Source organism: Kitasatospora sp. NEAU-CNBT7, assembly GCF_057220535.1.
Genome location: NZ_JBXQQB010000003.1, coordinates 327437 through 345244, shown reverse-complemented (window position 1 = coordinate 345244; position 17808 = coordinate 327437). Strand labels below are relative to the sequence as shown.

Sequence of the window (17808 nt, the reverse complement as noted above, 5' to 3'; positions counted from 1 at the left end):
CCCCCGGGGACCCGCGTCCGGCGCGGGCCCCGCGGGGGCGTCGGCCGCGGCCGTTCAGTCCGTTCGGCCGGCCTCGCCGACCTCCCAGACCGGCTCGCGCTCGGGCGGGGTCAGGATGAAGGCGACCGCCCGCTCCCGGGTCAGGTCGTCCACCTGTGGCGTCGCGGCGCCGTCCGGGCGGGCCCGCAGGTGGGCCAGCAGCCCGGGTTCCGGCGCCAGCCGGTGGTGCTCCAGGTAGTACGCGACGGTGTCGGTCCAGATCCAGCTGCCGTCGGTGCGGTAGGTCATCGGCACCACTCCGCCGCGCTCCGGGTCGAGCACGTCCTCCATCAGCAGCGCGGTCATCAGCACCGGCGTCCCGGCGGCGAGCCGGCCGAGCAGCGCCTCGCGCTCGGCGCGGTCGCCGATCAGGGGGTGGTCGGCGGCGAATCCCGGTCCCTCGACCGGGTCCACGGTGTCGAAGACCGCGGCCAGCCGGAAACCCTCCGGCGCCCCGGTCCCTGCGGCGGTGTCGTTCACTTCGTCAACTCCTGGTAGATCAGGTCCGCGATGTCCGCGCCGGGCTGCTCCGGGGCGTCCTGGGCGTCCGGGCTGTCCGGGTCCTCCGGGGCGTCCGGAGCGTCCGGGTCGTCGGGCTGCCGGTACGGATCGGGGTCGTCGGCCGTGAAGGGGACCGCCCCCTCCAGGTCCGCCGCCAGCTCGCCGGGCGGCGCGGGCAGGTAGTTCTCCGGCCGGGCCGCGGAGTGGCCGTCCGGGCTGAGGTAGGCGCCCAGCTGCTCGACCTTCGGCCGCAGCGACCCGTCCTCGGGACGCTCGAAGCGGTACCAGTGGCCGCCGGGCACGATACCGGGCCGGCGGTCCTTGGTGATCCCGACCCCCGCCGAGACCACCAGGTGGCCGCGCCCGTCCAGCGGCACCGGGCTGCCGTCGGAGGACAGCTTGGGGGTGAACCAGACCGGGCCGTCACCGGCGTACGCGGCGGCGGTGACCGACGGGTCGCGCCACAGCGCGCCCATCACCTCGCCGACGTAGCTCGAGGAGACCGTGTCGCCGAGCCCGCAGGCCGCGAACTGGAGCGGCTTGACGCCGTCCCAGACGCCCGCGTCGCGGAGCTCCAGCAGCTTGTCCGCCAGGTCGGCGGGCGGGATCAGCTCGGCATCGCTGGTGGGCAGGCCGCGCGTGGTGTGCATGGCGACGGTGAGGAAGCGGTCGTCCAACGGGAACCGTTCGAGCGCGTCGTTGGTGAGCTGGGCCCGGTCCGGGTCGTGCGGGTCGCCGACCCGCAGCACGTACTGCCTCCGGTGGTCGTCGACCGGGTCGTGGCCGCCGGCCTGGGTGACCAGGTGGCCGGTCGCCGTGAAGGTCGGGGTGCTCGGCTGCTGCCGCCACACCTCGGCCACCTGGGCGGGGGTGACCGCGCGCCCCGGCTGCCGCTGCTTCAGCCGGGACACCTCGGAGACCAGTTGCAGCCGCTCGATCGGGTTGACGTGCCGCCCGTACTCGGTGCCGAGACCGCGCAGGTAGGTGTCCACCTCCGCCAGGGTGACGGGGCTGTCACCCGGCAGCCCGAGGGCCTCGCGGACCACGTCGGCGGTGCGGCGGACGTCGGTCAGCCGGGCGACGTCCAGGGTGTGCGGGCCGCCGTACAGGTCGGCGGTCAGCCGGACCAGGTGCCAGGTCCGCAGGCCGGCCTGCTCGCGGGCGGCCTGCGGCTGCATCAGGTCGATCACCATCGAGGAGCGGCGGCGGCCGGAGTGGGTCGCACCGATCTTCTCCGCCAGCGGCCACAGGTCCTCGCGCCGGTCGATCCGGCGGACACCGGTCAGGTCGGCGGCCGCGGCCAGCAGCTCCTTGGTGGCGGCCCGGTCGGCGGCCTGGTTCGGGGTGGCCGGCGAGGGGAACGCGGGCCCGGGCTCCTCGGTGCGGATCCGCTGGTAGCCCTCGCCCGAGTTCGTGCGTTCGATCACCTTGAACCCGCTGTGCGACTTGGCCAGCACCTCCGCCTCCTTCATCTCCACCGAGAAGGCCGAGATGTCCACCGCACCGCCTGCGCCGCTCAACTTGGTCTGCAGCAGCAGCGGTTGCAGGCCGACCGGACGACGGCGGTCGCGCATGAACCGCAGCGCCACCGGCTCCTCGCGGCTCATGCTGGCGAACTCCCCGTGGCGCACGGTCCGCCCGCCGTACGCGGGCGAGACCGGGCTGACCCCGCCGGCCTTGAAGCCGATCGCCGCGCCGCCGCGGTACACCTCGCCCTGGGCGCCGGGCAGCGCGTCCAGGGCCGACTTGACCATCGCAATGTGCTCGCGGACCTCCGCCTTCAGCTCCGGCAGCACCCGCTTGACCTGCTCCATCACCGTGGCCCGGTGCGCGTCCGACTCCCGCTTGTCGGCGAAGACCCGGCGCTGCAGCAGATCCTTGAGGGCCGGATGGGTGGCGAGGCTGAGCGGCGTGACCCGGTCCTTGAAGATCTGGTTCTCGATCTGGACCAGCAGGGCCTTGTCGACGGTCGCACCGCCGAACCGCATCATCACGTTGATCATCGGGAACGCGGGCCCGGTGTAGGCGGCCAGCGCGTAGAAGTGCGCCGGGGTGAGCGCCCGCAGCACCTCCGCGGCCGTGGTGTGGTTGTCCCGGAGCCACTTGGCGAGGTGCTCGTGCAGGTCCTCGTCCAGGTCGAAGGTGTCGCCGCGGTCGATCGCCCGGAACGCCTCCCGCCGCTCGTCCGCCATCCTGATGTGGACGGCCGCGGGCTCGGCGATCCCCCCGACGGGATTCGGGTCGGTGAGCTTGGCGCGGATCTTCTCGTGGTAGACCGCCTCGTGCGGCAGCATGCCGTCCACGGCCACCGACTCGCGCAGCTCGGTCAGCGTGATGCCCGGCAGGTTGCGGTACATCCGGTCGGCGGAGGTCAGCGCGTCGGCGGCCAACGGCTTCGCCACGTCCGAGAGTTCGACCCCCTTGAGGATCTCGTACACCGAGTGGTCGCCCGCGGCGAGCATCCAGCCGAAGAGCGCCTGGGTCATGTGGTCGGGGTCCACCCCGTCGACGCCCAGCAGCTTGAACGCCTTCATCACCTTGGCCGAGGTCGCCGACACACCCGCTACCAGCCGCATGCCCTTGTCGCCGTTCAGCTCCCGGTACCAGGAGCTGTGCTCGTCGAGCCGGTGGTACGCCTCCCCGGAGTGCCAGCTGAGCGGCAGCTCCGGACCGGGCAGCAGGCCCGGGCCGGGCAGGTCGCCCTGCCGGGGGTCCTCGACCGTGACCGGCTCGCCGATCATCTTGACCGCGACGTCGGTCCCGTCGGCGCCCTTGACGATCCAGATGTCCAGCAGCCCCTCCTGCTCCCGCAGCCCGGCCAGGTCCGGGCCGCCGTCCTGGTGCCGCGGCAGCGAGGCGGCGGGCACCTCCTCCAGCCGGAACCCGAGCAGCCGCTGAGCAACCGGGTTGGCCTGCAGGAAGGCCAGTTCGCGCGGGCTCAGCGGGGCCTTCAGCCGGGCCCACTCGGCCGGGCCGCGGGCGCTGAACACCGCGTCGCGCTCGCTCTCCGGGCGGAGGGTGCGGGCACCGATGCTCGCCAGGTAGTGCTGGCCGTCCGTCAGCCAGGTCTTCGACTGGGCGAGCACGTTGCCGGTGGCAAAGACGTCGTGGTCGAACATGCTCGCGCGGCCCGGCGAGAGCTTGCCGAGCGCACCGGCCAGCACCGACCGCACGGGGCTGTTCAGGAACTGCGACTGCGCCCGGAACTCGGCCGTGTCCAGTCCGATCGCCGCGGCCTTCGCCTCGTCACCGGACCGGACCAGGTCGTTGACCACCGACTTCAGGCCGAGCGGCGACTCCTTGAAGAACGCCGCGTTGAAGAACGCCGTCATCAGCTCGCGGGTGTTGCCCTCGCGCAGCAGCGCGTCGAACTCCTCCCGGGTGGTCCGCTCGCCGATCTGCCCCGCCGACCGCACGTCGTCCTTGAGGAAGGTCCGCATGAGCTCGTGCTCGGGCACCTCCGGGTGGGCGGCGGTCAGCACGGTCAGCAGCTTCTGCACGGACCTGCGGGCGGCGGTGTTCGCCGACTCCAGGTTGTGGCAGTACGCCCCGAGATCGGTCTCGAACTGCCGGGTCCGCTCGGCGTACCGGGCGGAGGAGTGGATCAGCGGCGGTGCCTCGCCGAACGCGGTCGCCCCCGGGATCGCACCGAGCAGCGCCGGATCGGTGCCGTCGGGCGCCAGGTGGAAGCCCTCGGGCAGCGACTGGTGGTCGGACGGCGACTGGTGGTCGGACGGCGGGCGGTGACCGGACGGCGGGGGCACGGCGGACGGCAGGGGGTGCTCCACCGGGAGGTGGGCGCCGAGGGTCTCGACGTGCGGTGCGGCCCCTTCGGTGCCGCCCACCGCAGTGCCGCCGACCGCGGTGTGCCCGGCCCCCGCATCCACCACCGCAGTGTCCTCGGCGGAGGTGACCTTCAGCCAGTGGCCGCCGGGCACCACCACCGGAAGCCCGTTGGCATCGAAGCCGACGCCCTTGGCCACCACGAGGTGGCCCGCCCCCTGCGACTCGACCTGGAACGGCCCGGTGGGCTTCGGCACGAACCACAGCTTGCCCTCGGGCACGTACGCCTCGACGGGGCCCGTCACCTTGCCGCGCAGCGCCCGGACCACCTCGCTCGCGTAGGAGCCGGCCCCGCCGGTACCGAAGTCGCACGCGGGGAACTGCAGCGGCTGCCCCTGTGGCCAGACCCCCCTGGCCCGCAGCTCCGCCAGCACGTCGGCCAGCTCCTCCGGGCCGACCCGCTCGCCGTGCCAGGTCGGCGCGCCGTCGGCCTGCGTGGAGTGGAAGGCCACCGCGAAGAACCGGGGGTCCCGCGGGAACCGGGCGACGGCCGCACCGGTGGCGTCCAGCTGCGCCGGGACGGCGCCGGGGTCGGCGAGCCAGCGCACGTCCGAGTCCTGGTGCGCCGTGAGCAGCGTGTCCACCATCTCGTGCACCCTGGCGGATTCCTGCGGGCCGGGTCCCTCCTCGCCGGGAACCCCGGTACCGACGTCCGCACCCTCCCCGGAGGCGGGGCCGGGGGCGGGGTCCGTGGGGGCAGGATCCGTGGGGGCGGGGTCGGCCGGGACCGGGTCGGCCGGGACGTGCTCCGGCCGCAGCGGGACCGGGCCGAGGTCGGTGGGGCGGCCGTCGTCACGGAAGCGGACCAGCTGGACCGAGCCGTCCGGCCCCGCCATCAGCAGGTCGACCGGCGTCATCAGCATGTCCGCCGCCGACCGCACCACGTCCACCGGATCGGCCCCGAGCGCGCCGGGCTCCACCCGCAGCACCACCCGGAACGAACCCATCGGCAGCTCCGAGAGCTTCGGCATCAGGAGACCCACCAGGCCGTCGCCGTCCAACGGCGCACCCCGGGGCACGTCCACCGTCACCGGCGACAGCCCGTCCTGGGGCAGCTGATGGTCCAACGAGTCCCACGCCACCGCGGCCCCTCCGCCCGGCGGCACCGGCGCGGGCGCCGCACCGGGTGTGTCGGCGGGCGGCGGGGCCATGCCGAGACGGTCGCGCAGCTCCGCCTCGGTCATCGTCCCCGAGTCGATGTCAACGGTCCGGACCCGGGCCCGGATGCCCGCCTCGGTGAGCGGCTGTCCGTCGGCTAGGGCCTCGCCGACGGCGTCGGCCACGGCCCGCAGGTGGCCGGGCTGCGGGCCCGTCCCCCCGAGGTCGAGCAGCTCGTGGGTGTACGAGGCGACGGCGACCGGGGTCGGGTGGCCGGGGAACTTCGCGGTCGCCAGGTCGGCCAGGGCCTTGACCGTGGCCAGTTGGTGGCGGCCCGGGTCGTCCAGCGACGGCACCTGGCCGCCGTACAGTGACCGGCCGAGCCGCACCAGGTCGAGCACCCGGTGGTGCAGGACGGCGGCGTCACCGGGCGCGCTGCCGGCGGTCAGGCCGAAGGCGTCGGCGAGCTCGTCGATCAGGTGCTGGTCGGTGGGTCCGGCGGGCGTGTTGAAGGTGTCGCGGCCGGCCCCCGCCGCGAGGGCGTCGAACCGGTCCATGCCCTCGACCAGGTGGTCGGCGATCTCGTGCGCGGTGTAGCCGCCCAGGAAGAGCGAGAAGGAGTTGGTCAGCACGGACGGCCGGAAGCCCTGTTCGAGCAGGAACTTCTGCATCAGCACGTGGACGTTGACCCGGCTGTTGGCGTCGTTGAAGGGCTGCAGGATCTGCAGCGCCCGGGTCACCCGGGCGATGGCGAGCAGCTTCGACCGGTCGTCGGTGGCGGCGCCGACCTCGGTGTAGTAGCGGTCGAGGACCGCCCCGACGTGCTCGCGGACCTCGTCCTGCCGGTAGTTGATCGAGATCATGCCCTCGCCGCTGCGGCCCCGGGAGAACACCACCAGCGGCTCCCGGCCGCCGGTGTCCGCCCGTGACTCGCGGGTGATGTCCACCAGGAGTCGCCGGCCGCCGATCACGTCCGAGGACATGTCGGCGGCGACCGTCTCACGGCCGGTTCCCCGCATGGTGGTCACGAGGTCGTCGGTCGCGCCGGACCAGCTGGTCTCGACGTTCGACTGCGCGCCGACCACCAGGTGACGGGTGGCCAGCCCGTGCAGTTCCTCGTACGCGTCCACGTCGATCCTCGACCAGTCGCGGGCACTGCCCGGGCCGCCGCCCTCCAGGACCTCCCGGTAGATTCCGGTCATGCTCTGCCGGTAGCCCGGGTACTTGGTGGCGTCGAGGTGGCCGCCCGCATCGGACGGCGACTGGGAGAGCGCCAGCTCGTGCACGTTCGGGTCGATGAACAGCCGCCACCAGGAGCTCTCCGGCAGCAGCGCGGAGAGCGGGGGGTGCTGCGGGCGGGGCGGCGTTGGGGAGGGGGTCACGTCGGTGGGCGGGTGAGGGTGCGTCGCAGGCTCGTGCCCCGGGACGGAGGAGATCTCGGCGACCGACGGCTCGTGCGGTCCGGTCTCGACCACCTGCGGGCGCCGGGGCCCGGTGGCCGTACCGAACCGCGCGTCACCGCCCGGGACGTTCCAGTCCCGGGCCTCCTGGTTCCAGCGGTGCGCGGCGGCCGTCGCCCCCGCGTCGGCCGAGTCCATCTCCACCTGGACCGGCTCCGGGGTCTGCACCACCCGAGGCCGCCGCGGCGGGCTCACCGACCGGACCGTCGGCGTTCCGTCGCCGCCGGTGCCGTCGCCGAGCACCTGCCGCCGGCGGTCGCCGACGTCGTGCGGCTGCTCGTCACCGAGCGGGTGCAGCTCGACCGGGGCGGTGTGGGCGTCCGGGGTGGCGGCGAGCTTCGGGCTCCCGGAGGGGACCGTGCCGAGCGTCACCCCGGGCTCGAGGGCGCCGTCGCGGCGCAGGCCCGCCAGTGCGGTGAAGGCCTCCTCCGCCTCGCTGCCGGTCCGGCGGTGCGGGCTCGGCAGGGTCACCCCGGGCTCGTCGGCGCGGCGGACCGGGCCCGGATCGCTGGCCCGGCGCCGCGGCGGCTCGGGACGCTGCGGCGGCTCGGGACGCTCGGGTGCTTCGGGGCGCTGCGGCGCTTCGGGTGACGACCTGTCGGGACGCGGCTGCGCCGGGGGGTCGGGCAGCGGGCGGGTCGGCACCGGGGGGCGGTTCGCCGACGGCGCTCCCTGCGCATCCGGCTGCGGGTGCGGCAGCGGCTGGGCAGGGGTCTGCGGCTGGACGGGCGGTTGGACGGGGTCCGGTACGCCCTGCGCGTCGGCCTGCGGGTGAGGCTGCGGCTGGACGGGGTCCGGGGCCGAGGCCGGGGCCGGGGGGTCGGGCAGCGGGCGGGTCGGCACCGGCGGGCGGTTCGCCGACGGCGCTCCCTGCGCATCCGGCTGCGGGTGCGGCCGGGCAGGGGTCTGCGGCTGGACGGGCGGCTGCGGCTGCACAGGCGGCTGCGCCGGGGCCTGCGGCTGCGGCGGTGGGGTCCGCTGCGGTCGGGGGTCGCGGGGCGGGGAGCCGGCGGCGGCGAAGAGGTCGTCGAAGTCGGTACCGTCGAAGGCCTCGCCGAGCGGGTCGGTGCGGGGGTTGCGCGCGATCGGTGTGCCGTCCGGGGCGTCGGCGCTGAAGGCGAGGTAGTGGTCGCTCATCACCGTGGCGTCGTGGGTCTCCCGCTCCGGGATGTCCACCGTGATCGGGATGATGCCCTTCTCGACCAGCCGCTCGTCGCCCTTGAACATCACCACCTCGACCTCGGCGAAGCCGTCGTACCGCGCCATCGGGGTACCGAACTTGGCGTGCGAGACGACCTGGCCGGCGTTGCCGAGCGACACTCCGTCGCGGCTGCGGTGCGCGCCGCCGGCGATGGCCTGGAAGGTGCCCTCGGCGGCACCGAGGTCCATCTTGACGCCGCCCTGGACCTGTCCCGCCCACATGCTCCAGTCCAGCCGGGTCTTGGTGGAGCTGGTCGAGGTGGCGTTGGAGGGGCTGAGCTCCACCTTGCTGTCGGTCCGGTCGTACTCCAGCTGGAGGACCTTGAGGTTGACCTCGACCCCGCCGTCGGAGACCAGCAGGCGGCGGCCCGGTGAGGGGGTGGCGATCTGCTCGCCGCGGGTGGCCGAGCCGAAGTGGCTGGCGAGCTGGGTGTGGTCGGTGGTGTTGCGGGCGACGGACTCCATCCGCTCCCAGGTGCGCCGGCCGAAGAACTCGGGGCCGTGCATCCGCAGGATGTCCTGGACCCCGGACGAGTCGCCGAGCCACCGCACCACGTCGACGTCCCGCAGTCCCTGGTCCCAGACCCGGGCGGGCGGCGCCTTGACGGTGGTCTCGGTCGGCGGGCCGGACGGCAGGTCGCGGCCGGGGGCGGTGCGGTGCTCGGGCGCCTCGAAGGGGGTGGGCTTCGGTCCGTGCGAGGCGCGGCCCTCCCCGGCTTCGACGGTGGTCTGGAAGCCGATCTTCGCGGTGCCGATCGAGTGCACGGTGGTGCCGAGCCGGCGGACCGCCCGCCAGGCGTCCCCGGTGGCGGCCTTGGCCTGGTCGAGGGTGCCGGTGGGCGGCGGCGGCCGGTGCGGCTCGGGCACGACCCGGTTGCGGTCGCCGAGGGTGATCAGCGGGCGGCGTTCCATCCGGAAGATCAGGGTGGCTTCACCGGTGTAGCCGCTGCCGGGGAGTTTCGCCTTGGTCGCGGCGCCGGTGGAGGTGCGCTGGGCCTGGACGTCGAGCCGGTCGTGGCCCCAGGAGTGGGTGACCTGGCCGCCCGCGGTGACGGCGGGGCCGAGCGGCAGCGGGTTGCTGGTGCCCTGGACGGAGACGGTGACCGCGTTGCCGCGCCCGGCGCCGAAGCTGGTGACGCCGTCCGAGCCGGCGAACGACTTCTGCACCTGGGTACCGGTGTTGAACTCGGTCTGCGCACTCTCGCCGGTGTGCTCCAGCCGCGCGACCGCCGCGGTGATCCGTACGGTGGAGCGCCCGTGCTTCACCACGATCTCGTGGCCGGACATCATCGACTTGAGCTGCGGCTGGAGCTTGTCGAGGTCGAGCGCGTCGGCGATCTTCGCCTTCATGCCGGTCCAGTCGGAGCCGAGGGCGCGGCCCGCGGTCCCGTCGATGCTGTGGACGGCGGACTCGCCGACCGAGCGGTGCGGGTCCGCGCCGGGGCCGGGCGGCGCGGCCGGTCCCGGGCCCGGGCCGCCGCCGCGCGGGGGCAGCGGGTACACGTCGGTGACCACGTCCGAGGAGCCGAGCCGCTGGGTCTGCTCGATCCGGCGCGGCGGGTCGAGCGGCTTCTTGATGGCGGCCTCGCCGGTGGTGCCGTGCAGCGGCGCGTCGCGCAGCGGGGTGGCGATGGTCGCCTCCACCGGGACCCGGACGTCGGGGGCGGTGTGCGCCGGCTCCATGGCGGTCTTGAACTCGAACGAGACGGTGAAGCCCGCGGTACCGGTGAACAGGCCGGCCGGTTCGACCGTCTTCGCCTTGGAGACGGTCGCGCCGGTGCTGTCCACGGTGGAGCCGCTCACGTGGTCGTACCGGCGGGCGTAGCCGAGGCCGAGGTCGACGTGGGGCAGCTTCAGCCGGGCGGGCACCGAGAAGATGTTGCGGATCCGCCGGTCCTTGGCGACGCCGGTGGACACCCGGGTCTGGGTGCCGAGCTCGAACTCGAACTTCTCGACCGTGTCGGTGTGCCGGAAGTCCCGGTCGAGGTGCGCCTTGACGGTGACGGTGGCGTCCCAGCCGTTGACGGTGACGGTCTCCTTGACGTGCCCGCCGCGGGTGAGCCGGGACAGCTGCGGCTTGAGGGCGAACGGGTCGAAGCGCGCCCTGAGCTTCATCAGGGCGTCGTCCGGCAGGGCGCCGAACTTCTGCCGGAGCGTGCGTTCGATGGAGTGCTGGACCAGCGCGTCCCCGTGGCCGAGGCTGTGCACCACGTCGGAGGCGCTCATCGCGCCGCGTTCGGTGATCCGGCGCGGCGGGTCGTGCAGTTCGGCGGGCGGGTCGTGCCGTACCGGGGTGCCCTGGCCCGGACCGGTGAAGACGCCGAGGCCGTCGGCGCCGACGGTGTAGGTGCCGGTCTCCTTGCGGTCGAGGCTGAGTTCGGCCCGGATCGGGACGGTGACGGTGTGCTCGGCGCCGTCGACGGTCAGCTTGACGTCGATCTCCAGGGCGGCGTCGTAGATCTCCTGCGGCCGGGCGTACTTCCCGTTGGCGTACACCTTGTTGGAGTTGCCGTCCCGCCAGCCGGAGCGGTCCCGGACCTGGCGGCCGTAGCCGGCGCTGACGTCGAAGGTGTTCTTGCCGGGCAGGGCGGCGGTGCCGCCGCCGCTGCCCTGGACGGACTTGGTGTCGGAGATCAGCCGGCGGCCCGCGCTGAACGCGGTGGTCTCGTCGACGGGGTTGAGTTCGGCCTTGGCCTCGGGGCGCTTGTACGTCATCTCGGTGACGCGGGCGGTCGCGGTGACCTTGACCCCGTGCTTGAGCAGGTTGGCGGCGGTCTGCTCGGGCGCGGCGAGCGGCAGGTCCCGGGTCATCGCGGTGAGCCGGGAGGCCACCATCGGGTGGCTGAAGAGCTGGTGGATGTCCTCCTTGACGCTGTCCCAGCTGCCCTTGAGGACCTCCTTGCCGAGCGTGGCGACCTGCTCGTGCAGCGGGGCGACGGTCGGCAGGTCGCGGACGGTGACGGTGTCGGAGAGGCCGCCGGTGCCGTCGGGCCGGTGCCAGACGCCGTCCGGGGGGCTGGGGATGACGGTCCCGGGCTCCCAGGTCTTCGGCCGGTGGGGTGGGGGTGCGTCGGTCGCGAGGAAGAGGGTCGGGTCGGTGCCGCCGGTACCGGCCGTGACCTTGACGGCCTCGCTCTGCTCGATCAGGGCCCGGAACTCGACGCCGGTGGTCGCGGTGCCGTGCTCCTCCCCCAGCAGGTTGGTCCGCTCGAAGTTCAGCCGGAGTTCGGCGCGGCCGTCGAAGATCACGCCGGGGCCCTTGGTCTTCGTGGTGACCTGGGCCTCCTGGCTGGTCCCGGTGAGGTGGACCTGGTCCCGGATGAACTGGAGCCCGCCGCCGCCGGAGCCGATCGAGGAGCCGGCGCCGCTGCCGGACACCTGGGTGGGCAGCGGGAGCTGCAGTCCGTCGCTCTCGGTCTCCTGGTGGGTGCGGACCCGCTGCACCCCGGTGCCCACGTTGAACTCGGTCTGCGGGGTGGTACCTGTCTGCCACATCGCCTTGACCGAGGCGGTCAGCTCGACCGCGGCGGTGCCCTGGCCGTGGTCGCCGGTGACCTCGATCCGGGTGCGCTCGCCGGACATCATGCTCTTCAGGTCCTGGTGCAGCCTGGCCAGGTCCAGCTCCGCGACCATCTTCTCGCGCAGCTTCGGCCACAGCCCGCCGGTCACCTCCTTGGCGGTCTCCTCGACGCCGTCGAGCACCTCCTCCATCGGGCGGTCCGCGTCGGGGCGGCCGTGCCGGTGGGTGGAGACGTCGAGCACGATGTCGGAGTTGCCGAGCCGCTGCTCCTGCTGGACCCGCAGCGGCGGCGCGAACAGCCGCTCCGGGTCGAGCGGTTCGGGCCGGCCGAGCGAGTCGAGGGTGTCGCGCCGCGGGATGCTGATGGTGGCCCCGATGTCCAGCCGCTCGACCCGGGAGCCGGGTGACAGCTCCACCGGCTGCCCGTGGTGGCTGAGTTCGGTGAAGTCGAGGGCGAGCCGCAGCTTCCCGGCGAACAGCACGCCGGGCTCCACGGTCTTGCCTCGGGCGATGGTCCGGCCGACGTCGAGCGAGGTGTCGCCGCTGAGGCTGTCGTGGTGGTAGCCGAAGGTCTCGTTGAAGTCGGTCTTCCCCGCCTTGAACCGGGCCTGGACACCGGCGTTGAAGCGGGTCAGCTCGTCGCCCTGCAGTCCGATCGAGGCATAGCGGTCGGAGCCGTTCTCGTACTCCACGGACGGGGCGATGTCCTGGTGGTGCAGGTCCTCCACGTCGACCCGGACGGAGACCTTGCCGCTCCAGCCGTTGCCCTCGAACGGGGCCTCCCAGATGTCGCCGCGGGACAGCGCGGTGAGTTTCGGGCGCAGCGTGGCCGGGTCGAAGAAGTCCTGGGCGACGGTACGGGCGGCCGGCAGGTCGTTGTCGAACCGGGCCTTGAACAGGTCGGTGATCCGGTTGGCCACCACGGTGTCGCCGTCGTGCAGGCCGACCACCAGGTCGGAGGCGGACAGCCGCTTGTGGTTGGACACCCGGGCCGGGGGGAGCCGCAGTTCGGCCGGGTCGACGGGCTTGACGGGGGTGAAGGCGGGGTCGCTGTGGTGGTCGACGCTGTCGTGCGAGAACAGCGACATCCCCATCATCGACGCCTGCGGGGACGGCGGCTCGGACGCCTTCGGCACCTGGTGGTCGGGCGGCGTGACCACGATGGAGGGCGGCCCGGGGTGGGGCTGCGGCTGGGGCTGGGGCTGCGGCTGCGGGGGCCGTCCGGGCTGGACGGGCGGCTGCTGGGCGGGGGCCTGGTGGGTGGTCGTCTGGTGGGTGGTCGTCTGGCCGCCGGTCGCGACCGTGGGGACGGCGTGCGGTACCGGCGGGGTGGGCGGGGTCGGCGGCATGGGCGGGGCGGTCGTCGGGCGGGCGCTGGCGTCGTAGTGGTTGGTCCCGTTGTAGTGGACCGTCACCTGGTGGCCGTCGAGCGGGCCGTACCGCACGTACTCGGTGGAGCCGCCGTGGCCGTCCGGGCCGAGGATCCGCAGCCGCAGCCCGAGCGCGTGGGCGAGCAGCGGCGGGAACGTCTCGCCGTACCCCTGCCACCAGGACGCCTCCCAGGTCCGCACGGCGTGCTGGAGTCCGGCGAACTCGGTGGCGGACAGCGGGGTGTCGCCGAGGACGAGGTGCCGCACGCTCAGGTCGACCAGGGCCTGGTCGGAGAGGTCGTGCAGGCCGATCTCCTGTGGCTTGCCGAGCAGGAAGTGGAACTGCTCCTGGGGACCGACCGAGCCGTCCCCCAGGTTCCAGCCGACCTCCTCCTCGACCAGGTCGCGGTCCTCGCCGCGGGCGACCCGCGCGTCGATGTACTGCCGGCGCAGGTCGTGGACGTCGGCGGCGGGCTGCTCGCCGATGCCCCGCAGGTACGCCTCGGCCCTGGCCTGTTCGGCCGGGTCCTTGAACTTCCACGGCACGGTCCGCTCGGCCTGGGCGCGGGCCACGGCCCGGTCCCCGCCCGGGCCGGCCAACTCGTCGGTGAGGGCGGCCACGTAGCGCTCGCGCAGCAGCCGGGCCGGGATCACCTCGTGCGTACCGACCCCGCCGGCGCCGCCGGGTCCGGTCAGGCCGGTGAGCAGGTCGGCCCGGCTCAGCCCGGCGTACCTGGCACGCAGCTCCGGTGCGGCGATCTGCCGGTAGCCGCGGGTGACCTGCGGGGGCAGCAGGTCCGGTGTGGTGTTGGCCAGGTGCCGGGTGACGGCGTCGCGCATCGCCTCGGGGAGGGTGCGGCCGCCGAGGTCGTGGCCGAGCTGTCCGAGCAGGTGGCGGACCAGGCCGGGGTCGGTGGTGGCGACCGAGTTGAGCAGGCACAGGCCGTTGCCGGCCACCGGGACGCGGACACCCGCCGGTGGGAACGCGGGCTCGGTCGGCGCGGCGACGTGCGGAGCAGGAACGTGCGGCGCGGGGACGTGCGGCGCGGAGGTACCGGTGCCGGTGCTGGTGCCCGCGCCGGTGCTGCTGCCCGGGGCCGGGGTGTCGTGGCCGGTGAAGGCGTCGGCGACGGTGGGCCGGGCGTGCTGCTCGGCCGGGTGTGCGGCCGCGGCGTTGAACCCGCCGGTGGTGGGGATCGGCCGGTTGTCCCGGTCCAGCATGATCGCCCAGACCCGGGTGACCGACTCGGGCAGCGGCCGGTCGCCGGGAGAGTGCAGGCCCTGCTGGGCATCGGCCCAGACCAGGCCGTGTCCGGGGACGTTCACCAGGTTCCAGGCGTGGCCCTGGCCGTTCTCCCGCCAGGCGAAGACCATGGCGCCGGAGCCCGGCCCGCCCTCGGTGATCCGGCGGGTGACCTCGGCGAGGCCCTCACCGCCGAGGCCGACGTACTCCGCCGGGTGCCCGGTCCACTCCTGGGCGTCGGTGTGGGCGCCCAGCGGACGCTTCGACGGCAGCTGGGCCACCTGCGGGTCACCGTGGAAAGTGGCGTGGAAGGCCATCGCCGCCACCCCGCAGTTGACGTCGCTGAGCGGGCTGCCGTTCCCGTCACGCGGGTTGATCTTCTCGACCCAGGCGGCCGGGTGGGCGAAGCGGTCGGGCAGGCCGGGCGTGTCCAGCGCCTGTTCCAGGGCCTGCCGGGCCTCGGTGAGCGGGCCGGTGTGCTGCTCGGGGAGGTACTCGTCGCCGGAGAAGGCGTGCAGGAAGGTGTCGAGCGGGACCAGCGGCTCGGGCGTGCCGTCGCCGTTCCCGTCGAACGCCTCGCGGGGCCCGCGCGGTCCGCCCGGGGACGGGTCGGGGCCGGGGCGGGGGCGCTTCGCCGGGGGCTCCGGCGTGTCCTGCCGGTCGGCGTGGTCGGCGCCGTCGTCCGCCGAGTCGTCGCGGCTGCGGCGGCCCAGGGTGGACGGCGGCTGCGGCGCGTCCTGCGGCGCCGGTCCGTCCGTGGTCCGGGAGTCGGGCGCCGGGGTGTCCGTCGGCCGGGACTCCGGCTGCGGGCTGCCGGCCGAATGCGGCTGCGGCTCGGGCATCGGGTGCGCGTCGGGCTTGGGAGCCGGCTCGGCCTTCGGAGCCGGCTCCGGGTGCGGGTCCTGCTCCGGGTGCGGGTCCTGCTCCGGGTGCGGGTCCGGCTTCGGGTCGGCGGAGCCGGCGTAGTGGATCTGCTGGATCCGGCCGTCCTCGACCCCGACCACCAGCTTCAGACCGCCGGCCTCGCCCTCGTGCAGCATCAGCGCCCCGCTCGGGCGCTCCGGGTCCGGGTAGCTGTGGTCCGGCCGTTGGACGATCCGGTACGCGGCGGCCGTCAGGTCCTCGTCGGTCCAGTGCGCGAGGACGTGCTCGGGGAACCCGTCCTTGACCCACCAGGGTGCGAGCGCCTGCTCGACCGCGGCGGGGTCCGGCCGGTGCGGCTCCGGCCCGCTCGCGCCGCCGGTGTCCCCGGGGCTGCCGGTGCTGACCGTGGTGGTGGTGCGGACGGGGGTGGCGGGTGCCGGGTGGTCACCGCCCGACGAGGTGCCGTTGGAGGTGGCCGAGGAGGTGGCCGTGGTGTGGGCGGGCTCCGGCGTGCCGCTGCCCGGCGCCTCACCGCCGGTCCGCACCGGCCTGGCGGCGGGGATGCCGGTGGTGCCGGGCGCGTCCTGGGAGCCGGTCCGGACGGGGGTGGGACGGTCGGGCGCTGCGCCGTGCGGCGCGTCGGACGGTGTCCCGGAGTCGGTCCGTACCGGGGTGGGCCGGCCGGCCGCCGTACCGCCGCCGCCGGTCGTGGTGACGGTGACGGCGGGCTTGGGCGTCGGCACGTCGGCGAAGACCGACTCCAGGTCGGCGTGGGCGTAGGCCTGTGCGAACAGGTTGGCGTACTCGTGGTCGGGCGGCCCGTCCAGGCCGCGCGAGTAGCCGATCACGTGGCCCGCCGTCACGTCCTCCCCGGTGGGGCCCATCCGCGGCACGGGGAACGGCGCGGGGTGCCCGGCCAGGTTGGAGGCCAGCGACAGCAGGGTGAGCGGGTGCCAGGCCGGGAAGTACGTGCCCTTGCCCTCGCCGATCTGCTCGAACTGCCAGGCCTGGATGCGCTCGGCGTAGCGCTGGCCGATGCCGGTCGCCGCGAAGCCGTGGTGCAGGCCGCGGCCGAGCAGCCCCATCGCCATGCCGGACCCGAAGGTGGCCGCGGTCGAGGAGAACTCGTGGGAGTCGGAGAAGATCAGGTTGTAGAAGCCCTCCGAGAGGTTGCCCTGCACGCCCTCCATCAGCTGCTCGCCGATCGAGAAGCCGATCTTGAACATCTTGTTGCCCTCGGGCATGTGCGCCGCCATGCCCGGCAGGTGGTCGGCCAGCGCGGACACCCCGTGTTCGGCGAGGTTGTGCTCGCCGCGCTCCAGCACCGCGCGCAGCGACGCCCCCAGCGCCTCGTGGCCGACCCCGCCCTTCGTCCAGCCGGCGACGAACGCCTGCGCGTACTCCTTGCCCAGGGTGTGCGCCGCCTGCTCCCCCAGCTCCTTGCCGAGGTGCTTCTCGAACACGCCGGCCAGGTGCTCCACGAAGGTGTCGGCGACCGTCCCGGCGCCGCCCTTGCCGAAGCCCTCGGCCAGCCAGCCCTTCGTCGAGTCCATCAGCTTCCCGATGTCCTTCGCGAAGGCCAGCGAGGCGTCCTTGGTCAGCCACTTCCCGGCCGCGGAGCCGGCCGCGTCCTTCGCTCCGCCCGCCCCCGCCTTGGCGACCGCCTGCGCACCGGCACCGGCCCCCAGTTCTTTCGCGCCCGTCTTGACGGCCGCCCCGACCCCCGCCCCGGCGGCGTCCTTGGCCGCGTTCTTGGTGGCCGCCGCCAGCGCGGCCTTGAGCGCCTCCCGCTCGCCGCCCTGCATGACGTGGGCCAGTTCGTGCGCCAGCACCGAGCCGCCCGACTTGCCCACCAGCGAGCCGAGCAGCTTGCCCAGGCCCATGCCGAGCAGGTTCAGCGGTCCGGCGATCACGCCGCCGAGCGCGCCGAACAGCACGGTCTGCTTGGTGGAGTCGGTGTCCCACTTGTGCCGGTCGCCGTGGGAGAACTGGATGCCCTGGATGATCGCGTCCATCAGCAGGCCGGTCGCGATGCCCGAGAAGGTGTGCAGCAGGATCGTCTTGATCAGGTACTTCACCAGCAGCGACAGCACCTGGCGGGTGAACCAGTACTTCAGCGCCAGCAGTTCGAGGTCGAGACCGAACGAGAACGGGGCCCACAGCATCGCCATCGTGGTCTCGAAGATCAGCTGGACCAGCTGGGCGATGGCCATCCACTTGGTGTACTCGACCGAGTTCGCGACGTCGCCCGCGCAGTCCGCCAGCGCCTGCGCGGTCTCCGCCGCGGCGCTCACGTAGTCGGAGCCGCCGCCCTTGCCGATGAAGTCGTTCATCATCGCCGAGAACGCCTGCGCGGCCTGCCCCTCGAACTGCTGCCTGGCCTTCACCGCCACCAGGGCGATCAGGTCCCGCAGTTGCGGCAGGTCCTTGGCCAGGATCTCGTACTGGTCCCGGATGTCCCGCAGTTCGCCCTCCTTCACCTCGGGCCACGGCATGCCCGAGACCACCGAGAAGAGCTTGGCCACACCGTCCGGAGGATCGATCGACGGGTACGACACGGAGCGGGACCTCCAGGGTGGGAGCCGGCCGGCGCGAGGCGCCCGGCCGGGGGTGGGGCAGGCTTTACAGGTGGGGCAGGCTTGACGGGTGGGGCAGGGCCTACGGGTGGGG

General features: G+C 74.1%; 2 protein-coding genes. Both read right to left on the bottom strand.

All coding sequences use genetic code 11. The features are described 5' to 3' along the window. Window positions 1–54: 54 nt before the first annotated feature. On the bottom strand, window positions 55–519 hold the full coding sequence (locus tag AC2TEW_RS06375; RefSeq protein WP_484622327.1) for a hypothetical protein: 465 nt from the start codon (window positions 517–519) through the stop codon (window positions 55–57). Next, window positions 516–17696 (bottom strand): toxin glutamine deamidase domain-containing protein, encoded by a 17181-nt coding sequence (locus AC2TEW_RS06370; protein WP_484622326.1) that lies wholly within the window; start codon window positions 17694–17696, stop codon window positions 516–518. Before AC2TEW_RS06370 ends, AC2TEW_RS06375 begins: the two co-directional genes overlap by 4 nt. Window positions 17697–17808: the final 112 nt, after the last annotated feature.